Annotated in this window: 17 protein-coding genes and 1 tRNA gene; 3 read left to right on the top strand and 15 right to left on the bottom strand. The window is 53.6% G+C overall.

Annotation, left to right across the window (positions count from 1 at the left end; translation table 11 throughout):
* Together rnr and secG are read right to left on the bottom strand one after the other, a co-directional pair.
* A partial coding sequence (rnr, locus tag BN3795_RS09730) for a ribonuclease R (protein ID WP_110945108.1) occupies positions 1–2,304 on the bottom strand: 2,304 nt, incomplete at its 3' end.
* Between the two features lie 320 nt (positions 2,305–2,624).
* Positions 2,625–2,858 carry a preprotein translocase subunit SecG gene (secG, locus tag BN3795_RS09725; RefSeq protein WP_068784505.1) on the bottom strand — a complete coding sequence of 78 codons (234 nt, stop codon included), beginning with the start codon at positions 2,856–2,858 and terminating at the stop codon, positions 2,625–2,627.
* Between the two features lie 302 nt (positions 2,859–3,160).
* Here secG and BN3795_RS09720 point away from each other — a divergent pair, with 302 nt between their 5' ends.
* Positions 3,161–5,179 (top strand): methyl-accepting chemotaxis protein, encoded by a 2,019-nt coding sequence (locus tag BN3795_RS09720; protein WP_068784504.1) that lies wholly within the window; start codon positions 3,161–3,163, stop codon positions 5,177–5,179.
* A 152-nt stretch (positions 5,180–5,331) separates the two neighbouring features.
* Here the strand turns inward: BN3795_RS09720 and BN3795_RS09715 are convergent, their stop codons facing one another.
* The 13 genes from BN3795_RS09715 to BN3795_RS09655 form a co-directional block, all read right to left on the bottom strand.
* Entirely contained in the window at positions 5,332–7,017 is a 1,686-nt protein-coding gene (locus tag BN3795_RS09715; RefSeq protein ID WP_068784503.1) for a glycoside hydrolase family 13 protein, read from the bottom strand.
* Between the two features lie 584 nt (positions 7,018–7,601).
* Positions 7,602–8,606, bottom strand: a complete 1,005-nt coding sequence (locus BN3795_RS09710) for a LacI family DNA-binding transcriptional regulator (protein WP_068784502.1) — start codon at positions 8,604–8,606, stop codon at positions 7,602–7,604.
* A 218-nt stretch (positions 8,607–8,824) separates the two neighbouring features.
* Positions 8,825–10,117 carry a phosphopyruvate hydratase gene (eno, locus tag BN3795_RS09705; RefSeq protein ID WP_068784501.1) on the bottom strand — a complete coding sequence of 431 codons (1,293 nt, stop codon included), beginning with the start codon at positions 10,115–10,117 and terminating at the stop codon, positions 8,825–8,827.
* 39 nt (positions 10,118–10,156) lie between these two features.
* On the bottom strand, positions 10,157–11,704 hold the full coding sequence (gene gpmI, locus BN3795_RS09700) for a 2,3-bisphosphoglycerate-independent phosphoglycerate mutase (protein WP_068784500.1): 1,548 nt from the start codon (positions 11,702–11,704) through the stop codon (positions 10,157–10,159).
* The gene (tpiA, locus tag BN3795_RS09695; RefSeq protein ID WP_068784499.1) at positions 11,705–12,457 is read right to left on the bottom strand and encodes a triose-phosphate isomerase; all 753 of its coding nucleotides are present in this window, start codon (positions 12,455–12,457) and stop codon (positions 11,705–11,707) included.
* A 76-nt stretch (positions 12,458–12,533) separates the two neighbouring features.
* Positions 12,534–13,715, bottom strand: coding sequence for a phosphoglycerate kinase (locus BN3795_RS09690; protein ID WP_068784498.1), 1,182 nt, complete (start codon positions 13,713–13,715; stop codon positions 12,534–12,536).
* Between the two features lie 222 nt (positions 13,716–13,937).
* On the bottom strand, positions 13,938–14,948 hold the full coding sequence (gene gap, locus BN3795_RS09685) for a type I glyceraldehyde-3-phosphate dehydrogenase (protein ID WP_068784497.1): 1,011 nt from the start codon (positions 14,946–14,948) through the stop codon (positions 13,938–13,940).
* A gap of 75 nt (positions 14,949–15,023) precedes the next feature.
* On the bottom strand, positions 15,024–16,070 hold the full coding sequence (locus BN3795_RS09680) for a sugar-binding transcriptional regulator (protein ID WP_068784496.1): 1,047 nt from the start codon (positions 16,068–16,070) through the stop codon (positions 15,024–15,026).
* A gap of 287 nt (positions 16,071–16,357) precedes the next feature.
* Positions 16,358–17,707, bottom strand: coding sequence for a glycoside hydrolase family 30 protein (locus tag BN3795_RS09675; protein ID WP_068784495.1), 1,350 nt, complete (start codon positions 17,705–17,707; stop codon positions 16,358–16,360).
* A 38-nt stretch (positions 17,708–17,745) separates the two neighbouring features.
* Positions 17,746–19,389, bottom strand: coding sequence for a type 2 periplasmic-binding domain-containing protein (locus BN3795_RS09670; RefSeq protein WP_068784494.1), 1,644 nt, complete (start codon positions 19,387–19,389; stop codon positions 17,746–17,748).
* Between the two features lie 77 nt (positions 19,390–19,466).
* Positions 19,467–20,354 carry a carbohydrate ABC transporter permease gene (locus BN3795_RS09665; RefSeq protein ID WP_068784493.1) on the bottom strand — a complete coding sequence of 296 codons (888 nt, stop codon included), beginning with the start codon at positions 20,352–20,354 and terminating at the stop codon, positions 19,467–19,469.
* Positions 20,355–20,370: 16 nt separating this feature from the next.
* On the bottom strand, positions 20,371–21,327 hold the full coding sequence (locus BN3795_RS09660; RefSeq protein ID WP_068784492.1) for an ABC transporter permease: 957 nt from the start codon (positions 21,325–21,327) through the stop codon (positions 20,371–20,373).
* A gap of 107 nt (positions 21,328–21,434) precedes the next feature.
* Positions 21,435–22,445: a LacI family DNA-binding transcriptional regulator gene (locus BN3795_RS09655; RefSeq protein ID WP_068784491.1), complete on the bottom strand. Its 1,011-nt coding sequence runs from the start codon at positions 22,443–22,445 to the stop codon at positions 21,435–21,437.
* Positions 22,446–22,647: 202 nt separating this feature from the next.
* Between BN3795_RS09655 and BN3795_RS09650 the strand changes: the two genes are divergently transcribed.
* Both BN3795_RS09650 and clpP read left to right on the top strand, forming a co-directional pair.
* A tRNA-Arg gene (locus tag BN3795_RS09650) sits at positions 22,648–22,722 on the top strand.
* Between the two features lie 234 nt (positions 22,723–22,956).
* The gene (gene clpP, locus BN3795_RS09645; RefSeq protein WP_068784490.1) at positions 22,957–23,556 is read left to right on the top strand and encodes an ATP-dependent Clp endopeptidase proteolytic subunit ClpP; all 600 of its coding nucleotides are present in this window, start codon (positions 22,957–22,959) and stop codon (positions 23,554–23,556) included.
* Positions 23,557–23,684: the final 128 nt, after the last annotated feature.

Raw genomic sequence — 23,684 nt, 5'->3', positions numbered from 1 at the left:
GGGCTTGCCTGCGCTGCGGCCGGCCTTGCCCTTGCCGGCGGCCTTGCCTTTGCCGGCGGCTTTGCTGCCGCCTTTGCCCGGCTTGCCGCTGCGGCCAGCGCCGCCCCGGCCGCCGTCAAAGGCCCCGCGCCCGCCGCCGAACTCACCGCGCTGCCGCGGCTTCATATCGACCATCTCGAAATCGATCGTATGGTCGTCCATGTTCACGCGGGCCACGCGGATCTTGACCTCGTCGCCGATCCGGTAGATCTTCGACGTGCGTTCCCCGATCAGCGCCATGTGCTGCTCGTGGAAGTGATAGTAGTCATCCGTCATCGCGCTGAGCCGGATGAGCCCCTCCACCGTGTTCTCCAGCTCGATGAACATGCCGAAGCTCGTCACGCTGCTGATCATGCCGGGGAATTCCTCCCCGACCTTGTCCAGCATGAACTCCGCTTTCTTCAACTGTTCCGTATCGCGCTCCGCCTCCACGGCGATGCGCTCCCGCTCGGACGATTGCTGGGCGATGTCGTGCATGCGACTGGCCAGATACTCCATCCGCGCTTCGCTTAACATCCCCCCGCTCTCGATCACCTCGCGGATCACCCGGTGAATCACCAGGTCGGGATACCGCCGGATCGGCGACGTGAAATGCGTGTAGAACTCCGCCGCCAGCCCGAAGTGCCCGGTGCTTTCCGCGTCGTATTTCGCCTGTTTCATCGAGCGCAGCATCATCGTGCTGATGACCGTCTGCTCCTTCGTGCCCTGGATGTCCTCCAGCAGCGTCTGCAGCGCGCGCGGATGCACCTTGTTGCCTTTGCCGCCCCTGACCGCATACCCAAAGTTGGCGACGAACGCCATGAAGTTCATCAGCTTCTCTTGGTCCGGATCTTCGTGAATCCGATAAATGAACGGCACCTTCAGCCAGTGAAAATGCTCCGCCACCGTTTCATTCGCCGCCAGCATGAATTCCTCAATAATCTGCTCAGCGATGGAACGCTCGCGCTTCACGATGTCGATCGGCTTGCCGCTCTCATCGACGATCACCTTCGACTCCTCGAAATCGAAGTCGACCGCCCCGCGCCGCATGCGGTTCGCACGCAGCTTCAGCGCCAGCTCCTGCATCAGCTCGAACGTCTCGACCAGATCGGCATACCGTTCGGTGACCTCGGGATCTTCGCCCTGCAGGATCTTGCGCACATTGGTATAAGTCATCCGTTCCTTCGTACGGATCACGCTGGTGAAGATATCGTGCTTCACGACCTTCATCTGCTCGTTAAATTCCATTTCACAGGACAACGTGAAGCGGTCCACCTTCGGATTCAAGGAGCAGATCCCGTTCGACAGCCGATGCGGCAGCATCGGGATCACGCGGTCGACCAAATACACGCTGCAACCACGGTTGTAAGCTTCCTGGTCCAGCTGGGAACCTTCCCGCACGTAATACCCGACGTCGGCGATATGCACGCCCAGTCTGATATTCCCGTTCGGCAGCCGCTCCACGTTAACGGCATCGTCCAGGTCCTTCGCATCTTCGCCGTCAATCGTAACGATCACCTTATCGCGCAAATCCCGCCGTCCCTGGCGGACGATTTCCGCTTCGTCGATCTCGTCGGGGGCTTCCTGCGCTTCGGCCATGACATCCTCCGGGAACGCCTCCGGCAGCTGATGCTTGCGGATAATCGACAGGATATCGACGCCCGGATCATCCTTATGCCCGAGAATCTCGATTACCCGGCCTACCGCCGCAGACCGTCCCTCCGGATATTCCACGATCTCGGCCACAACCTTCTCGCCGTCAACCGCCCCGCCAAAGCCTTCCCGCGGTACGAATAAGTCCTTGTTGATCCGTTTGTCATCCGGAATCACGAACCCAAACGATTCGTTGTTCTGGAAGACCCCCACCACTTGGGTTACGGCGCGGTGCACGATGCGCACAACTTCGCCTTCCAGCTTGCCGCCGCCCGCGCTTTTTGAGCTGACGCGCACCAGTACGGTGTCCCCGTTCATCGCGCTCTTCAAATCATTGGCATGAATGTAGACATCCGGGTGATCGCGATCTTCCGGGATCAGAAACGCAAAACCTTTGGCATGGGCCTGCAAGCGCCCGCGCACCAAATCCATCCGTTCCGGAACGCCGTAACGATGAGTGCGGGTTAAAATAATTTGTCCTTCCTGCTCCAACCGGTTGAGCATCTTCAGGAACTCTTTGAAATCGCCGGCATCGGTGATGCCGAAATGCTCCTCCAGCTCCTGGTACGTCATCGGTTTATAAGCGGTCTCCCGCATAAAAGCGAGCAGCTCTGCTTCCGTAATTAATTTCAAATGATTTCACCTCAAACCCGGCTTGTCCCTCAGGTGCCGGGGTGTAATTTTGCATCGCATTTCCATGATATTCCTCCTACCGTATATCCCCTAGTATACACGAAAATCGCATTCGGCATCCGTTTTCCCCTGGCTTTCCCGTGAAATCACATGATTTTCATGAAAAAAACTTCATTTTTGCGAAAATCAAACTCACGATAGTAAGGATTATTCCATCTTCTGCAGCAGCGCAACAGGTTGAATAGCCGCCCTTGGCATTCCGCAAAAAAGCCCCCGTCTCCCGAAGGAAACGAGGGCTTACACTGACTAAAATGCTAGGGTTAGTCCATCACAACAGCAACGATAATCGACAAGATAAAGAATCCCACCGCCAAACCGACGGTGACCCGTTCAAGAACGAGTTCCATGCCGCGCGCTTTTGTTTTGCCGAAAAGATGTTCAGCACCCCCGGAGATGGCACCGGAAAGACCCGCGCTCTTCCCTTTCTGCAGCAACACGACTGCGATCAAACCGATCGAGAAAATAACGAGCAATACCTTGAGCAAAATATCCATTCAATCCACCTCCTAAGTGAGAAGCATCTTTCATCTATTCCATAACGCCGAAATTTACGATACAAAAACAGCATTATTATTGTACCATAGCGTCCCCGGAATAACAACCGTTTTCCTCTGCTCCCCTTCCCTTGAATCATGTAAAACGAAAGTCCCCCTGACCGTCAACGAAAAATGTCATTATTCCCCAAAATCCGACGAAATTTGAGTCCCATATTTCTCTATTTTGTGCCAAATACCCCCTTTTTTTCGTGGTAGGATGAACTTAAGTCATATTTTCACAAGCCTCAGGAGGGTAATTTATGTTCAAGTTCAAGAAAGAGAAACGCGAGTCCCGAGAGAAGTCCGGATCGTTTCAACGAAAGCTGTTGATCCTTATTCTTGCGACCTCTCTCCTCCCGCTCCTCGGCATCAGCACCTTCTTCGTCAGCTATTTCGGGGATGTGATTAAGCAGGACAACGAAGAGTTGGTCCAATCCACGCTGGATACGAACATCGCCAAAATCGATGAGTGGATTTCGGGCAAAGCCAAAGCCGTCGAAAATCTCGTGGCGCAGGATCCGGAATTCCAGACGTTCCAGCCCGATCGGATCTTCCCGATTCTGAACGTGCTTGAGCAAAGCGATCAGGAGTCGGAAGGGTTCAGCGTGATCGACAAGAACGGGAGGCTGACGAACATGCTTGGCATGACGGCAGATTCCTCCCAAAGCTCGTATTTTATCGAAGCCAAGAAGAACAAAGCCACGGCCTACTCGGATATGAGCTATCTGGAAGCGTTGGATAAGTATATCATCCCCGCGATGGTTCCCGTCAATGACAAGAACGGCCAGTTTCTGGGCGGGGTTGCCTTCTCCGTCACCCCGGATGTGTTGTCCCAACTGAGCGCCAAGATCAAGATCGCCGATACCGGTTATGCTTACGTGATCTCCAAGAGCGGCGTCTATTACAGCTATCCCGAGGCGGAACGGTTCAACAAGAACATTCAGGACTATGCCGGGACACCGAAGATGAAGCAGGCCGTCAAGACCCTTCTCGAACAACCCAGCGGCAGCGTAACCTACCGGGATGAATCGGGGAAAGAAGTTATTACATACTTCGGTACGGTGCCTAGCACCGGCTGGAAGATGGTAATCACCGTGCCGACCGGCGAGATTTTTGCTAAGGTCAACCATGCCCGGAACCTATCGATCGCCTTCGCCTTGGCCACCGTCGTCCTCGTCTTTGCGGTCGCCTACTTCCTAGCGCGCCAAATCGTGAAGCCGATTCGCTCGGTGTCCTCCGTCATGAAGAAAGTGGCCGAAGGCCATTTGAATGAACGGGTGAAGGTCACTTCGAAGGACGAAATCGGGCAATTGAGCGGCAACATCAATGTGATGATCGATTCCCTCGCGACGATGGTGAAGCAAATTGACCGAACGATCGGCGAGGTCGCGGCCGCTTCCGACGAGCTGCTGAACGCCGCCCGCCAATCGTCTGAAGCCACTTCAGACATCACCACCGCGATTCAAGGGGTTGCCGGCGGCACCGAGACCCAGTTGATGGGCGCTGAGCAGTCGGCGCGGGCGACGGAAGAAATGGCTGTCGGCGTCCAGCGCATCGCCGAGGCTTCCGGCCAGGTCTCCGAGCGGGCCGAATCCGCCGCCAGCGAGGTGGAGAACGGCTATGTGCAAATTCAGTCGGCCATTGAGCAAATGTCCCATATTCAATCGACCGCCAATCAAACCGCGACCGATATCGAACGCTTGACCACCCATTCCAACGAAATCGGGGATATCGTCCACGTCATCTCCGAGATCTCGAACCAGACCGCGCTTCTGTCGCTGAATGCCTCCATCGAAGCGGCGCGAGCCGGCGAGCAGGGGCGAGGCTTTGCCGTTGTTGCTGGCGAGGTGAAGAAGCTCGCGGAACAGACCAACCAATCGATCTCCCATATCGTCGAATTGATCCAGTTCATCCAGGGCTCGACCTCTCAGGCGGCGGAATCGGTGAAGAACAGCATCGAGGAGATTAACAAGGGGATTCATCGAATGGAGAACGTCGGCGTATCGTTCGGCCAGATTCGCGAGTCGATTCATCACGTCTCCTCGCAAATCCAGGACGTCTCGGCAACGACGCAGCAAATCTCCGCCGGCACCGAGGAGATCGCCGCCTCCGTCGGCGACATGCTGAGTACCGCCAAAGAATCGGCGCTAAGCGCCCAATCGGTGGCCGGCTCTTCGGAGGAACAAGCCGCCATTATCCAGGGAATTGAGGCTTCGGCCCAATCGCTGAACCACCTGATGAACGAGCTGAAGGAGCAAATCCGAGTTTTTAAAGCTTAGGACAAGAACCCGGCGCGCTAAACACCAGGTGATCAGGTTATATCGTTAACTATACCAACTTGTGAAAATATGAACATCATGAAAGGACGCCCTGAGTTTCAGGCGTCCTCTTCTTTTTGCGTTTAGTTTGTTTGGATTTAGTTCGTTTGGGTTTAGTTCATCGTCAGCTTATATACGCGCGCCTCATAGGGCCGTAACTCCAGGCTCCGCACGTCTGCGCCGCCCGGCAGATCCTCATAGTTAGCGATGAGCAGCTCGGCTGCCTTGGCCTTCTCCGAGCTCAGCGCTGCCGCCCCCGGTGTCGTCCAGGCAAAGCGGGCCGGTTGATCGTAGAAATTCAAGATCACCAACAATTGCTCTTCACCCAGCGTCCGGGTATACGCATATACTTGCTCGTCATCCGCATTTAACAGCTCATATCTTCCGTAGACGATCACCTCATGTTGTTTGCGCAGTTCGATCAGACGGCGATAATAGTGGAAAATCGAGTTTTCGTCCGCCAGCGCCCGCTCCACATTGATGTCGCGGTAGTTCGGGTTCACCGCCAGCCAAGGCGTCCCGGTGGTAAATCCGGCATGCGGGCTACTCCCGTCCCATTGCATCGGCGTACGGGCGTTGTCCCGCCCTTTGGCGTAAATCGCCCCCATGATTTCCTCCGGGGTACGGCCTTTCTCCAGGTATTCCTTGTACATGTTCAACGTCTCGATATCGCGGTATTCCTCGATCGTCTCGAACCGTACGTTGGTCATGCCGATTTCCTCGCCTTGATAAATGTACGGCGTCCCCTGCAGCGTGTGCAGCAGCGTCGCCAGCATTTTGGCCGATACGTTATGGTATTCGCGGTCATTGCCGAAGCGCGACAGCAGGCGCGGCTGATCGTGATTGTTCAGATAGATGCTGTTCCACGCCTTGCCTTCCAATTCCGTCTGCCATTTGGAGAAGATTTGTTTCAAATCGACCAGCGACCACGGCTTCCCCCACCATTTGCCGTCCGAACCTGAATCGATGCCCATCAGCTCGAATTGGAAAACCATACTGAGCTCTCCCCGATCCGTTCCGGCGAACTGAATCGCATCTTCCGGCGTGACATCCAGGGTTTCGCCTACCGTCATAATATCGTATTTGGACAAGACCTCCCGGTTCATTTCCTGCAGGAACTCGTGAACCCGCGGGCCATTGATGCAAGTCCCGCCGTCCGCGCTGTCCGGCAGCCCCGGCGGCTTGGAGATCATGTTGATGACATCCATTCGGAACCCGTCGATCCCTTTATCGAGCCACCAGGTCATCATGTCGTACACCTCGCGGCGAACCTTCGGGTTTTCCCAGTTCAAATCCGGCTGCTTCTTGGAGAACATATGCAGGTAATATTCGCCGGTAGCCTCGTCATACGCCCAAGCCGATCCGCTGAAGAACGAACCCCAGTCGTTCGGGGTTTCACCGTCTTTGCCGGGACGCCAGATATAATAATCCCGGTACGGATTATCCTTCGATTTGCGCGACTCCACGAACCAGTGATGCTCATCCGAGCTGTGGTTCACGACCAGATCCATGATCAGCTTCATGCCTCGCGCATGCAGTCCCTCCAGCAGCTCCTCCCAATCCCGCATCGTCCCGAATGCGTCCATAATCGCCCGATAATCGCGGATATCGTACCCGTTGTCATCGTTCGGCGACTCGTACACCGGGCACAACCAGACGACATCCACCCCCAGCGTCTGCAAATAGTCCAGCTTGGAGAGGATCCCATTTAAGTCGCCAATCCCGTCCCCATTGCTGTCCATAAAACTGCGCGGATATATTTGATATACGACGCTTTCCTTCCACCACTTTTTATCCATAAACCTGTCCTCCTCTAAAGTCTGTCTACATAGCTTTGCCCTTTTTCACATGTAATGTGCCTTTCCGTCCCATTGTGGCTAATGCATCTTCTTGGGTCTTAGTGCTGCACTGTGTGATAAGTAATGTAACCACCTCGCACAAACGTAAACGTTTACGTTGAGATTAGAAGAGATTAACCCGGAAAAATAAGAACATAAAATGTCCTTATTTCGTCCAAGTTCATGCTTACCGCGAGAATAGCGGTATTTTTTGTCCTTATTTAGTCGCCCAAACCCCCATTTGCCTCGTTTGAGAAGGAATAAGGGAATTTATTACCCTTATTCTCTGCCCAAACGCCTAAGTGACGTAAATAAGGGTATTTTATACCGCTATTTCCGCCGCGAAAATGATCGCAGACTGCCCCCGTCCCACGCCAATCGAACACAAAGCCTCGAACGGACGTAGCTCGAGCGGACGTGGGCCCGCATCCAAAGATAGATAGCTACGTCGGCAGCTACCGAGGTAGCTGCAACGATCAGCCTAGCCCTAACTCTACCTATCTCACCTGACCGTGCTTACCGCGGCTATAACTAACCTTCCCGTCTTACTCCCGCGTGCTCACCGTGCCGCGCTCCATCACCCGATGCGGCAGGATTTCGCTGGCTTCCGGCTGGGCCGTTTCGATCCGGGCGATCAGCTTGGCCGCGGCCAAGCGGCCCATTTCCGCCAGCGGCTGGGCGACCGTGGTCAGCGGCGGATAACACATCTCGGCCAGCTTGAGATTGTCGTAGCCGATGACCGAGAGCCGCGCCGGAACGGCGACGCCCAAGCGAGCCGCGGTGGAGATGACGCCGATCGCCATTTCATCGCCGGCGGCGAACACCGCCGTGATCTCCGGCGCTTGGCGCAGCAGCTCCTCCGCCGCCGCACAGCCGCCGGCAAAGCTGAAGCCCCCGTCCAGCACGGGCGCTTCGTCCGGCGGCAGGCCGTGATCGGCCAGGGCGGCGCGGAAACCGGCGATGCGCGGCTCGCCGGCGATCACGTCGCGGGCCGGGCCGCCGATCATGGCAATCCGGCGGTGCCCCTGCCGGATCAAATAAGCGCAGGCGTCATACGCCGCCTGGCGGTCATCCACCTTGACGTAAGGAATATCTGCATATTCCGACTTCGTGGCCACCAGGACGACCGGAACCCCCATTGCCCGAAGTGTCTGTTCATACTCCTCTTTCAGCACACCGCTTGAGAAAATAATCCCGTCCACCTGCTTCTCCCGCAACACCTGCAAATATTTCATCGTCCGTTTGCCGTCCTCGGCAGTATTGCAGACGACCACGCTGTAGCCTTGTTCCTGCGCCACTTCCTCGATCCCGTGCAGGATCTCCGAGGAGAATGCGCTCGATACGCTCGGGAACAACACCCCGATCGTCTGGGTCCGCTTGTTAACCAAACCGCGCGCAATCGCATTGGGCTGATACCCCAACTCGGCCACTGCGCTCAGCACCTTGACCCGGGTCTCTTCCGAATAACCCGGTAAATCGTTCAGCACCCGGGAGACGGTTGCTACCGATACCCCTGCCAGCTTGGCGACATCTTTGATTGTTGCGCTCATGACACCCTCCGCACTAGAATTACTGAGCATTTCCGCATACGTAAACGTTTAACTCAACTATATGCAGATCCCTTGTATTTGTCAACGCACGTGAACCGCGCCTCCCCGATATCTTGTCGCCGTTAACATGCTTAGCCCAAATAAACAAAGCCCCAGCTCTTAAAAGGAGCTGGGGGCCTTTGCTTCAACGAGACCGGAGAAGTTCTCCGGCGTCCTTCTTAACGATGTTCTTTCAGGTTGTAGAAGGATTTCAAGCCGTTGTATTGAGCGAGATCGGCCAATTGGTCTTCGATGCGAAGCAATTGGTTGTATTTCGCGATACGGTCCGTACGGGAAGGCGCACCGGTTTTGATTTGGCCGGCGTTCGTTGCCACGGCGATATCGGCGATCGTGCTGTCTTCGGATTCGCCGGAACGGTGCGATACAACCGCAGTGTAGCCAGCGCGTTTTGCCATTTCGATGGCGTCGAACGTTTCGGTCAACGTACCGATTTGGTTCACTTTGATCAGGATCGAGTTGCCGATGCCGTCTTTAATCCCTTTATACAAACGTTCCGTGTTAGTTACGAACAAGTCGTCACCCACGAGTTGGATTTTGTTGCCGAGTTTCTCAGTGAGCAGTTTCCAACCTTCCCAGTCGTCCTCGGCGCAGCCGTCTTCGATGGTGATGATCGGATATTTGTCGACCCAAGAAGCGAGCAGGTCAACGAACTCAGCGGAAGTAAAGGATTTGCCTTCGCCTTCCAGGTGATATTTGCCGTCTTTGTAGAACTCGGTGGATGCTACGTCCATCCCCAAGAATACGTCTTTACCTGGCGTATAGCCGGCTTTCGTGATGGCTTCCATGATCGAGGACAAAGCGTCTTCGTTGGAAGTGAAGTTCGGTGCAAAACCGCCTTCGTCGCCTACAGCGGTGTTCAGGCCTTTCGCTTTCAGCACGGATTTCAGGTTGTGGAAGATTTCAGCGCCTGTGCGAAGAGCTTCTTTGAAGGAAGGAGCGCCTACAGGCAGGATCATGAATTCTTGCACGTCTACGTTGTTGTCGGCATGTGCGCCGCCGTTCACGATGTTCATCATCGGAACCGGAAGCTGCTTCGCGTTGAATCCGCCCAGGTAAGCGTACAGCGGCAGGTCCAAAGCGTCTGCAGCTGCGCGGGCAACTGCCATCGAAACAGCCAGGATGGCGTTAGCGCCCAGTTTGCCTTTGTTTGGCGTGCCGTCCAGTTCGATCATCATTTTGTCGATGCCGACTTGGTCCAGAGCGTCCATGCCAATGACTTCCGGAGCGATGATCTCGTTGACGTTCTTCACAGCGTTCAGTACGCCTTTGCCGAGGTAACGGGATTTGTCGTCGTCGCGAAGCTCTACAGCTTCATGCGCGCCGGTGGAAGCACCGGAAGGTACAATCGCGCGGCCCATTGCGCCGGATTCGAGATAAACTTCAACTTCAACGGTAGGGTTCCCGCGGGAATCAAGGACTTCGCGAGCGTATACATCAGAAATAATCGTCATGTGGAATACAGTCTCCTTTTTAGTAGGTTTATTAGGATCTTACGCCTTGCGGCTGGCAATCATCGATTGACCGGTCATTTCCGGCGGCTGCGGCAAGCCCATCAGGTCCAGCAACGTCGGAGCGACGTCAGCGAGGATCCCTTTGTCACGCAATACGACGTTCTCGTCGGTAACGATAAACGGCACCGGATTTGTCGTATGAGCCGTAAACGGACGGCCTTGGTCGTCGATTTCCATGTCGGCGTTCCCGTGGTCGGCAATAATGATGACAACTCCGCCTTTGGCTTTGACGGCGTCAACTACCTTGCCCACGCACTCGTCCGTGACTTCAACCGCTTTGATCGTCGGCTCCATCATTCCGGAGTGTCCGACCATATCCGGGTTGGCGAAGTTCAGGATGATCGCGTCATGCTGATCCGACTCGATTTCCTTCACGCACGCTTCTGCGACTTCATAGGCGCTCATTTCCGGCTTCAGGTCATAGGTTGCAACCTTCGGCGAGGCGATCAGCACGCGTTTTTCGCCCGGAAGCTCAACGTCGCGGCCGCCGCTGAAGAAGAAGGTAACGTGCGGGTATTTTTCCGTTTCGGCGATCCGCAGTTGCTTCTTGCCGTGTTGAACCAATACTTCGCCGAACGTATTGTCAAGATTCTTCGGCTTGTACGCAACGAACCCGTCAACCGACTCCGCAAACAAGGTCAAGCACACAAAGTGCAGGTCTTTCGGGAATTTCGGTCCGCGGTCGAAGCCTTGGAAATCCTTGTTCGTAAATACGTTGGACAACTGAATGGCACGGTCCGGACGGAAGTTCAGGAATACGACGGAATCGCCGCTTTCCACTTGCGCGATCGGTTGACCGTGGCCATCAACGATGACGGTCGGCATAACGAATTCGTCAAATACCGATTTCTCGTACGATTCCGTGACCGCTTGAATCGGGTCGGTATATTGCGGTCCTTCCGCGTACACCATGGCCCGGTAAGATTTCTCTACACGGTCCCAGCGTTTGTCGCGGTCCATCGCGTAATAGCGACCTTGCACGGTTGCGATCTTGCCGACGCCAAGCTCATTCATCTTGGCGATCAGGCGCTCCAGGAAGCCTTTGGCGCTGTCTGGAGCCACGTCGCGGCCGTCGAGGAAGGCATGTACGTAAACTTCATGCATCTCTTCCTTCTTCGCCAGCTCCAGCATCGCAAACATATGCTCAATGTGGCTATGCACGCCGCCGTCGGACAGAAGGCCGTACAGATGCAGCTTCTTGCCTTTCGATTTGGCGCTGCGCACCGCATCTACCAGCGTTTCGTTCGAGAAGAACTCGCCTTCGCGAATCGATTTGGAGATCCGGGTCAAATCCTGGTATACGATCCGGCCGGCACCAATGTTCAGGTGACCGACTTCGGAGTTCCCCATTTGCCCTTCCGGCAAACCCACCGCTTCGCCGCTGGCGGTCAGCGTAGCGTTCGGGTATTGCTTCAGATAACGGTCATAGTTCGGTTTCTTCGCTTGGGCAACCGCGTTGCCTTCGACTTTATCGCGGAGTCCGAATCCGTCCATAATGATCAGTGCTACTGGTTTAGGAGCCGCCATTTATTTCGCCCCCTCAACGAGCTGGATGTAAGATTCCGGCTGCAGGCTGGCACCGCCGACGAGCGCGCCGTCGATGTCGCTTTGGCCCATGTACTCCTTCACGTTCTCCGGCTTCACGCTGCCGCCGTATTGGATACGGATTTTCGCGGCTACGTCGTTGCCGTACAGACCTTGAACCAGGCTACGGATATAGGAAATCACTTCGTTGGCATCTTGCGACGTCGAGGATTTGCCCGTCCCAATCGCCCAGATCGGTTCATATGCAATGACCACTTGCGCTGCTTGCTCCGCAGTCAACCCTTTCAAAGCCGCTTCGGTTTGGACCTTCACGACTTCTTTCGTTTGGCCGGCTTCACGCTCTTCGAGCTTCTCGCCGACGCAAGGGATTGGAGTCAAGCCGTGTTTGAAAGCAGCAAGGATCTTCTTGTTTACGATTTCGTCGGTTTCCCCGAAATACGCCCGGCGCTCGGAATGGCCGATAATGACATAGTCCACGCCAAGCTCTTTCAGCATGCGGCCGCTGATTTCTCCGGTGAAGGCACCTTCATCTTCAAAATGCATGTTTTGCGCGCCGATTTTGATCGACGTGCCTTTCGCAGCTTCTACCAAAGCCGGAAGGTTGGTGAACGGCGCACAAATGACGCTCTCTACGCCGGCAACCTCCGCTTTACCTTTGACGGCTTCGAAGAAGGCCTTGGCTTCGGAAACGGTTTTGAACATTTTCCAGTTTCCGGCGATAATAGGTGTTCTCACAGAGCCCACTCCTTCCTTTTTATAAAGATAGTTCAAAAAACCGACTAAACCCGTTTTTGAACCTTGATCTCAAAACTTACTTGTCGTTCAAAGCTACGACGCCGGGAAGCGCCTTGCCTTCCATGAATTCCAGGGAAGCGCCGCCGCCCGTGGAGATGTGGTCCATTTGCGAAGCCAGATTGAACTTCTCAGCTGCCGCTGCGGAGTCCCCGCCGCCGATGATGGTGTAGCCTTCCGTTGTTGCGCAGGCTTCAGCCACTTCTCTCGTCCCGTTGGAGAAAATATCGATTTCGAACACGCCCATCGGCCCGTTCCAAACGACCAGCTTGGAGTTCTTGATGATTTCAGCATATTGGGCCCGCGTCTTCGGTCCGATGTCCACGCCTTCCCAATCTGCCGGGATGCTATCGATATCCACCGCTTTATGGTTGGCCGTTGCGCTGAAATCATCCGCTACGATGCAGTCTACCGGAAGGAGGAAGTTCTTGCCGAGCTTCTTCGCTTTCTCGATGAAGCCGAGGGCAACGTCGAGTTTGCTGTCATCCAGCAGCGATTTGCCGATTTCATGGCCTTGCGCTTTGAAGAAGGTGTAAGCCAAGCCGCCGCCGATCAACACATTGTCTGCGATGTTCAGCAGGTTGTCGATCACGTCGATTTTGTCTTTGACCTTCGACCCGCCGATAATTGCCGTGAACGGACGATCCGGATTCGACAACGCTTTGCCGAGAACGGACAATTCCTTCTCCATCAGCAAGCCGGATACGGCCGGAAGGAAATGAGCGATCCCTTCGGTGGAAGCATGTGCGCGGTGAGCGGCACCAAACGCATCGTTCACGAACAGGTCGGCCAGCTCCGCAAATTGCTTCGCCAGTTCAGGATCATTCTTCTCTTCACCCGGATAGAAACGTACGTTTTCAAGCACCAGAACATCGCCGTTGTTCAAAGCATTCACTTTGGCTTTCACGGCTTCGCCTACAGCTTCGTCCGCCTTGGCTACTTCTTTGCCGAGCAGTTCGCCCAAGCGTTTGGCCGGCAGCGTCAAGCGCATATCTTCATTCACTTGGCCCTTCGGACGGCCCAGGTGGCTTGCAAGGATCACTTTTGCGCCATTTTCGATCAAATATTTGATCGTCGGCAGCGTTTCGCGAATCCGGGTATCGTCGGTAATTTGGCCATCCTGCATCGGTACATTGAAATCCACGCGGACAAACACGCGTTTGCCGGTTACTTCCACATCACGTACACTTTTCTTGTTCATCTCCACGTTCCTCCTAAACGGTATGCGCGGGTCTCCCAGACCTGAATAACAATGCGCATCTACGGCTTATTTCTGGTTTCTCTCCTAAGACGCCATGAAACGAATCTCTATCTATATAAAAAATCGGTGTGTGTGTGAATGCCGTATTTCATGCAAGAACCAAAGAGGAGTCCTTAAATAGGTTGCTCCTCTTTGGGATGAATCGCTAATTTGGGCGCTGTCTTATTTTACTTTTTTCGCAAAATATTCGAGGGTACGAACCAATTGAGCGGTGTAGGACATTTCGTTATCGTACCAAGATACGGTTTTCACCAGTTGTTTGTCGCCAACGGTCAATACTTTCGTTTGCGTAGCGTCGAACAGGGAACCAAACGTCATCCCTTTGATATCCGAAGATACGATTTCGTCTTCAGTGTAACCGAAGGTTTCTGGATCGGAAGCAGCTTTCATTGCAGCGTTCACTTCGTCAGCCGTTACTTTCGTGTTCAGAACAGTTACCAGCTCCGTCAAGGAACCAGTTGCTACAGGCACGCGTTGAGCGGCGCCGTCCAATTTGCCTTGCAGTTCAGGGATAACCAGGCCGATTGCTTTCGCTGCGCCGGTCGTGTTAGGGATGATGTTCTCAGCAGCTGCGCGAGCGCGACGGAAGTCACCTTTTGCATGCGGAGCATCCAGCGTGTTTTGGTCGCCGGTGTAAGCGTGAATCGTCGTCATCAAGCCTTCAATGATGCCGAATTTGTCGTTCAATGCTTTAGCCATAGGAGCCAAGCAGTTTGTCGTACAAGAAGCACCGGAAATAACGGTTTCCGTACCGTCAAGGATTTCATGGTTTACGTTGTAAACAACGGTTTTCATGTCGCCGGTAGCTGGTGCGGAGATAACGACTTTCTTCGCGCCGCCTTTCAGGTGAAGCTCGGCTTTTTCTTTCGTGGTGAAGAAGCCTGTGCACTCCAGAACGATGTCAACGCCCAGCTCGCCCCAAGGAAGTTCTTCAGGGTTGCGGTTTGCCAGTACTTTAACTTCTTTGCCGTTGACTTTGAAGAAGCCGTCATGCACTTCAACTTCGCCGTCGAATTTGCCTTGAGTCGTGTCATATTTCAACAAATGAGCCAACATTTTAGCGTCTGTCAGGTCATTGATTGCTACTACTTCGATGCCTTCCACGTTTTGAATACGGCGGAAAGCCAAACGTCCAATACGTCCAAACCCGTTAATCCCTACTTTTACACTCATTGAATAGTTCCTCCCAGTGTTTGATTTTTTATTATTCAAGACAGGCCCGATAAAACCCGTCATGAGTAAACCTGTTCATTTCCCGGATCTCTTGATGAGTTCGCTGACGATCTCTTCCGCAGCGGCTTCATCGGTCACCAGAATATCCTCATGACCAAACCGCAATACGGCGTGGATCGCTCTTGCTTTGCTCTTGCCGCCTGCGATTCCGATCACGGTCTCCGTTTGCTTGATGTCTTCGAGGCGAAGACCTAAGGTCAGCATCTTGTGCACGACAACGCCGTCTTCATTAAAATAATAACCAAATGATTCCGCCAGCGCGCCTTCTCTTCGAATTTCCTCGGACACGCCCGGCTCCAGCTTGCGGCGCCGCGCCATCTCCATAGCGTCTCCGATCCCGTGCACGACGATACGGGCCTTGCGGATCATGTTCACGATATCCTGGATATTCGGATCGTGAACCAACGACTCGTAAGCTTCCTTCCCTAGCAGATCGGGTACATGCAGCAGACGATAACCTGCGCCGACCCGCTTCGCCATACCGGAAGCGATCGTATTCGCCTGAATTTCCAGGCTCTCGCCAAGACCTCCGCGCGCCGGTACGAACCAGCTTTGCTTCATCGTGACGTTGGGCGGCGGATTCAGCTGATCCGCGACTTCCGCCAGCGTTGTACCGCCGGTTACCGCGACCACTTCGTCCCCGCACATTGCCCCAAGCAGTGCCTTGGCGCCTGCGCGCCCCAGCTCCCGCTTCACCAACGGTGAGGTTTCACAGTCTCCAGGTACAATCACCACTTTACGCAGTCCATAATGCTGACGGATCGTTTCCTCCAGATTCGAGAGGCCGAACAACTCTATCATCATCGGCTCCAAATCCTCAAGCAATCGCCGTCCTGCGTCGCTGATTCTCATGCCTATATTCTCGATTTCTATCAGGCCCTGGGCCTTCAAGAGATCCGTCTCGGCACGCAACACACGCTCCGTCATGTCCAGCGAATTCGCCAAGGTTCTACGGCCAATGACATCAGACAACATGATCTGGTGAAGTATAGTGTACCTTTTCTTGAGAATGTCCATGAGATCAGGAAGAAGCTGCTTTTGAATCTCTAATATATTTCGCATGCGTTCCACTCCTGCAAGCTTCGTCTTCTCTCTCCATCCCTTGGTCTTAAAATGTCCCGGGTTAACTTTTTAAGTCCCACTGATATTTTAACCAATATTTAGTTCAGTTGCAAGCCTGACGTCCGTATCATTTACTTTAGCGTTTTCACTTATACATAGAGCCTTTTTTCACATTCTACTTGACCGCGAAAAAACGCCCCTTCCGTTAGGCATAGACGTCAAATCTTCGTCTACGCTCGACAAAAGGAGCGTTTCTCTTCGCAACTCTTCTTGCTTTCAGAAAGGGCTTAGGTTCTAGGAATCCGGAGGGATAACGCGCTCTTCGGATCAAGCCGGAAGCCGGCTGCATCCATTCCTTTCAGCTCCAACGAGACCTTTCTCGGTTCCTCTCCATCATTAAACAGAACGACCCCTATCGAGTCATCCGTATTCCGGAAAGCCGTCACCCGAACGGCCGGCACATCCGCCTCAGCCGCAATCCGCACGGCCTGCGGGCGAATCACTTTGCTGAAATGGGCCAGGGCATAGTAATCCAGCGTATATTCAAGCTCGCGGGTCTGCTGGTTGACCGTCACGATCCCGCGGCACGTGCTGGTGCCAAATCCGGGAACTGTCGGCCCATTCTGCTCATCGAGCGCCATATTCCAGAGCACCAGCGATTGGCTGTGATTCCGCAGGATCTCGATCCCGGTCCGCATCACATTGGAGAAAGCCGGTTCAAATGCCGGAATCCATTCCCCGCCGGAGCCTTCGGTGAAATGAACCTCTTTGCCCGGGAAGGCTTCCTTCACTTGGCTTTGCGCGGATGCTTCGCCTCCATACCAGTGCCAGGCCACGCCGTCGACCGCGTCAGCCGCTTCCTTCAACACGGACAGCGGGTAATCGGGACGATCCCAGTTGTGGTCATAAGCCAAGATTTTCGTAGACAACCCCTGCTTCGCAAACGCCGGTTTCAGATAATTCTTCACGAAATCGGTCTGCATCTCGGCGGTCATCAGCATGCCCGGATAATGTCCCGGCACATAAAGCGGTTCGTTCTGCGGAGTCACCGCATAGATGGACAACCCGTGCTTGGCATAAGCCTCGATATAGCGGACGAAATAATTCGCATAGGCCTCGTAATATTCCTTCTTCAATTCCCCGCCGATCATCGAGCCGCTGGTCTTCATCCAGCCCGGCGCGCTCCAGGGAGAACCAAACAGCTTGATGGACGGATTTATGGCCAGCGCTTCTTGTACGAGCGGGATCACATCGGCTTCATCGTGGCGAATGGAGAACCGCTGCATCTCCGGATCCGCCTCCCCTTCCGGCAAATCATCGTAGCTGTAGAAGAACCGGGCATAATCCGAAGCGCCCATCGGGTTGCGCAGTACGGAAAGGCCGATCCCCTCCTTCGAGTCAAACAGCTTCCTCATCAAAGAAGAACGCTGCTCCTCGGGAAGGACCTGATGGATCAGATAGGCGGCCGAATCGGTAAAAGACGCCCCAAATCCGTCCATCGTCTGGTAGCTCACGGATTCATCCAATCGGACCGCGGCATCCACGGCTGCCGAATCCTGCGGCTGCAGCTGCTCCTTCGTTTTACGAACGAAAAGAGCGGATTCTCCGGAGGAGTAATAAAGTTCAAGCTCACGCATGGTGTTCCCTCCACTTCTATAATGGCAGCTCAGATGCATTAAAGACCGAGCTTTTCTTTATTGACTTTCATTTTCTCCGTACGGATTTTCACGATTTGTTCCCAGCCGTTGTCCTCAAGGAACTTCTTATAGTTGTTCAACGTACTCTCGAACTCCGCATCGTTCTTGGCGCGAATCAAGCTGACCATCGTGGTGTTCCAGGTTGTGTTGATGGCCGTCAGGGAACGAGCTTCTGGAGAACCTGCGTCCGGATTGATATTTTCCAGGATAAAGTGGGGAACCAGCTTGCCTTCCCCCCACTCTTGCATCTGCTTAATAGACTCTGGGAAAGCGTCGGCGCTCAGCGCTTTGTGACGGTCATGGCCGAAGAACATAAATTCGCCCATCCGGTATTCCTTCTTGAATTTATCGGCATCCGACTGCTGCAGCTCTTTCACTTCCGGGGTGAACTGCACTGTACCGTCTGCATTCTTCGTATACGTCTCGCCTTCGATTCCGTAGTTCATCAGCATCTGGCCTTCTTCATCCAGCAGGTATGTGAAGATCTGGATCGCCTTCGCCGGGTCCTTACATTGTTTCGTAATAAAGCTGATCATCCAGCCGGTGATGCCGGATTGGTTCAATTTCGGGGTGTTGCCCGCCGTGCTTTGCGGTCCGTCGATGGCCAAGTAAGCTTGGTCCGGATGCGCGTTTGCGAAAATTTGCAGGTTGCCGCCTTGCTGCGGCGTTCCATCCAGAAGCATCGTAGCGTATTTACCGGCTTTCACCTTCTCTTCAAAAGCCGGACCGTCATCGGCAAAGCTGTCATCGCTGATATTGCCGGCTTGATGGACTTGATTTAATGTTTTCAGCCAAGTCAGGTAGTCTTCGTCCAGGTTGCGGTTGTAGAATTCGCCGTTCTCCGTCTCCAGCGGCACCCCGAGGAAGTCCTGGAAGACATCGCCCAAAGAGCCCGTACCCTCGCCGATCGAGTTAAATCCAAACGGAATCAGCTCCGGGAACTGGGTTTTGATCTGCTGCATCACGTTCTTGAATTCCTCGGGCGTACCGATGCTTGGCTTGCCCAGCGCTTCATATACGTCTTTGCGGATGATGAAGGCGGTTTTAGCCGGAATGTTACCGCTGTCATAATCGGCTTGCGTATTGGAATAGTTCGGGTAACCGTAGGTGTTGCCGTCCGCTTGCTTAAACCAGTTCAGCGTATCTTGGGCAGCCACCTTGTTGAAATAAGGGTCGTATTTCTCCGCCAGTTCGTTCAGCGGCAAGGCCCAGGAAGAAGCCTTCTGGACAACGGCCGAGTTCGAATCGAACACCGTAATCAAGTCCGGCATGTCACTGCCGGCAAAGAAGGTGTTCAGTTTGGTGTCGTCGCCGGTAATAAATTTGATCTCGATATTCAGGTCTTCCTTGATTTTCTTCGTGACCACATCATTGCCAAAGTCGGTATTCCACCAGTCGGCGTTAACGTACCAGGTCAGCTGGGTCGGCTCTTCCTTCTTATCCAGCTTCCATGCCGGCGTATTCGCATCTACGGTATACCGGTTCTCCAGGGATACGTCCCCTTTCGCGGCTTTCGAGCCGCCGCCGGAACCGCCGCAACCCGTCACAACCAAAGCAGCCGTCAGCAGGGCGGCGCAAGCCGTTATCCCTTTTCTAGCAAGACTCTTGTTCAACTTAAGCATTTGTGTACCCTCCCTTTTAGTAAACCCTCACTAGTTCAACCCGCGTATACAGGCCCACATCTCTCTATGCTGCCTCGTTACTCCTTCACCGCCCCCAGCATCATGCCCGAGATGAAGTATCTTTGTAATAATGGATAAATCACAACAATCGGCAAAGTCGTAATCACAATTGTTGCGAGTTGAACTCCTTTGGTGGTCGTTTCAATCACGACGGAACCCGCGACGTTCTGCATCGATTGGGTCTGGGATTGAACGATGATTTCGTACAGCTTCATCTGCAGCGGATACAAATACTGATCCGTAATGTACAGCTTTGTCGTCATGAAGTCGTTCCACTGGTTCACCCCGTTGAACAACGCGATCGTTGCCATCGCCGGCATCGATAAGGGAATGAAGATTTTGAGGAAGATTTTCCAGTCGCCGGCACCGTCGATCTTGGCCGACTCCTCCAGGGAATCCGGCACGTTCCGGAAGAAGTTCATCAGAATCACGACATCGTAATAACTGAACAAGGCCGGGATGATATACACCCAGAAGCTGTTGAGCAAGCCCAGCGATTTAATGAGCAAGTACGTCGGAATCATGCCGCCCGAGAAGAACATCGTAATGACGCCCATCGTGACGTACAGCTTGCGGCCGCGCACATTACTCTTGCTGAGACCGTAACCGATCATGGCGCAGAAGAAGACGTGGGTCACTACGCCAATGACCGTCTTGAGGACCGAGATCAGGAACGACTGCCAAATCGTAGGGTCCCGAAACACCGCCTGATAGTTCTCCAAGGAGAATTCCTTCGGCCAGAAGACGAAGCCGCCTTCCGCAAGCGACCGCCCCGAACTGAAGGAAGAAACGATCACGTTCCAGAGCGGAATGACAATAATGATCGTAAATAGAATCAGGATCGTGACGTTCACCGTATCAAAGATTCTGCTGTCGAGATCCTGTTTGACCGCCTTTCGATTCATGGCTGCTGCTCCTTCCTTACAGGACAGATTGATTATCGTTGAGTTTGCGGGTCACCTTATTGGCAAGCACCAACAAAATAACCGATACGATCGAAACGCCGAGTCCGACGGCGGTCGCATAAGAGAAGTCCCCTTGGGTCATCCCCATCCGATACACGTAGGAGTTGATCACCTCGGCTTTCTCCCGGTTCTGGGAATTCATCAGCACCAAGGTCTGGTCCAGGTTGGAACCGAGCAGACCGCTGACGGTCAAGATCAGGTTCAAGCTGATAATCATCTTCATATTCGGTAACGTGATGTTCCAAATTTGCCGGAGCCGGCTCGCCCCGTCGATCTTGGCCGCCTCGTAATAGGTTGGATCGATCTTGGCCATGATGGCGAGATACAGGATCGTTCCCCAGCCCGCCTCTTTCCAGACATCAGACAAGACGGCAATCCACCAATATTTGCCCGGATCCAGCAGGATATTCTGCGCTTTCGAAATCAACCCCAAGTCGAGCAGCAGTTGGTTGAACATGCCGGTGGTCGAGAACCAGGTGATGAGCATCCCGCCAAGCACGATCCAGGACAAGAAATGCGGCAGATAGGAGAGGGTCTGAACGATTTTCTTGAACCGTCCCATGCCGACTTCGTAGATCATGATCGCCAGGATAATCGGGATGACGAATCCGATGGCCAGCTTCAGGAAGCTGATCCCCAGCGTGTTGACCACGGAATCCCAGAAATACTTGTCGCTTGCGATAATCTTGAAGTTATCCAACCCCACCCACGGGGCCGAGCTTAACGTATCGATGACCGTATAGTTCTTGAAAGCGATCGTTAATCCGTAAATCGGCACATAGCAGAAAATAATCATAAAAATGATGCCCGGCCAGATCATCGACTGGATCTCCCATTGCCTGCTGAAGTCGATGAAGAATTGCTTCATTCTTAATCCCATCGGTTGTTTGGCTGACGCAGCAGACTTCGCCATTTTGCGCTCCTCTCTTTATCCCAATCCCAGAGGGATAAAAACGTTTTTATTTTCATCGAAAAAACCCCTGTTCTGATATGAAACGCTTTCAAGCTGGCCGAGCTTAATTAGTCCTGACGCAAACGGACATGGCTCGATCCGCGCACGATCAATTCTCCATCCAGTTGCTGCACCTTCCCTTGCTCCCGATGCTTGATCATATTCACCAAATGGTTGACGGCCAAAATGCCTTGTCTGGCGATCTGGTTCCGAACCGTGGTTAGCGGCGGCGTGAAATACTGGGCAATGTCGATATCGTCAAAACCTACGACGCTGATATCTCGCGGAACTTCAAGGCCGTAAGAACGCAGCGCCTTAATACAGCCGATCGCACTCAGATCGTTGCCCGCCAGGATCGCGTCCGGTATTTTGCCCGGATGCTTGTGAACAAAAGCCCGAACCGCATTATAGGTACTCTCTTCTTCAAAATACCCCTGCACAATGAGATCCTCGTCGACCGGAAGCTGATGTTCCCGCAAGGCCGCAAGGTACCCTTCCTTCCGCTGCACGCTGTCGTACATCGTATCCACGCCGGAGAGGTAAGCGATGGTCTTATGCCCCAGGCTGATTAGGTATTTCGTGGCCTCGTACGAGGAGGCATAGGAATTGAAAATAACCGTTCCCATCGTCTCTTTCTGAATAACCCGATCCAGAAATACCGCCTTGATCTTGTCCTTCTCCATCATCGCGATGTCCTGATCATCAATCCGCAGCTCTTCGTAGATAATGACGCCATCCACCCGGCGGCCCATAATATTGCTGATAATGGTTTGCTTGTCGGCCGTGACCATCACGTGCAAGCCATACCCGAGCCGCTCGCTCTCGCGCGCCATCGATTCAACTAAAATGTAGAAATAAGGTCCGGATACGCTGGTTGTAAAAAAACCAAGCATATTCGTTTTCTTCGACTTCAGCTGCTTCCCATTCAGATTCGGGACATAGTTCAGCTGCTTGGCAACCTTCAGCACATGGGATTTGGTCTCCGGATTCAGCACATCCACATCGTTCAGCGCGTTGGAGACCGTGGAGATTGAAACTCCTGCTGCTTTGGCAACATCTTTAATGGTGACTTTCCCCATCCATCGATACACCCTATCTATAAAAACGTTTTTATATATTTCTCAAGTTATCATAGAAACGCTTACATGACAATCCTTATTTTTGCGATTTTTTAAAAATGACCTCTCTTTTCGCAGCCCGGCCCTTCCCCGCTTCCCATTTTGATTTGCACCTTGCGTTTTGATTTAAAATGTCATATAATACTTTTTGTTCGCTAAATTTGCGCCCGTGGTCCAATGGATATGACGTAGGCCTCCGGAGCCTGAGATCGAGGTTCGATTCCTCGCGGGCGCGCCATTACATATTTGCATTTGCAATATTTGCATGTTGCTGCTAAGTCCTGTGACTCACGTCTTCCGGACTTTTTTATTTCCCTGAGTTTGACTTTCTTTGACTTTCTCGAATAAATTGTTTATGATGAGATTAATCTTCATCGTTTCCGTCAATTCTTAGATTGATGGAGACGTTTCTTTGCAGACTATTTGGTGGGTCGTTCCGCATGAACACCCTAAATTTAAGGAGGTTTTATCGGTGAGTTATATTCCTATGGTCGTAGAACAAAGCAACCGCGGCGAACGCGCTTATGACATTTATTCCCGTCTGCTTAAGGACCGGATCATCTTCCTGGGCTCTCAGGTGAACGATGTCGTCGCCAACTCCATCATTGCCCAGATGCTGTTTCTGGACGCGGAAGATCCAACGAAGGACATCTCCCTTTACATTAACAGCCCTGGCGGTTCCATTACGGCCGGCATGGCGATTTATGATACGATGCAATTCATCAAAGCGGACGTCTCCACGATTTGCGTTGGGCTCGCCGCTTCGATGGGCGCCTTCCTGCTGAACGCCGGCGCCCCGGGCAAACGTTATGCGCTGCCGAACAGCGAAATCATGATCCATCAGCCGCTCGGCGGAGCGGAAGGCCAAGCGACAGACATCGAGATCCGCGCTCGCCGGATCCTCAAGATGCGCGACAAGCTGAACCAAATCCTCGCCGAACGGACCGGCCAACCGCTGGATCGGATCGAGAAGGACACCGACCGCGACTACTTCATGAGCGCGGCGGAAGCGAAAGAATATGGCTTGGTCGACCAAGTCATCGAGAAAGTGAATCCAACCGCCAAAGCGTAAGGCTTGAACCGAAAGGCTGCGCTTCGAACAGAAAGCTCTGTTCGAAGGGCGGCCTTTCTTGTTATATTTAAATTTAAATATAACTCGGTGGGGTGATGCCGCGGGGCGGGCTGGCGGTGCCGGCGGGG

This window comes from Paenibacillus phocaeensis, assembly GCF_900021165.1.
GTDB lineage: Bacteria > Bacillota > Bacilli > Paenibacillales > Paenibacillaceae > Fontibacillus > Fontibacillus phocaensis.
The sequence above is the reverse complement of the archived record's forward strand: the minus strand, read 5'-3'. Positions and strand labels throughout refer to the sequence as shown.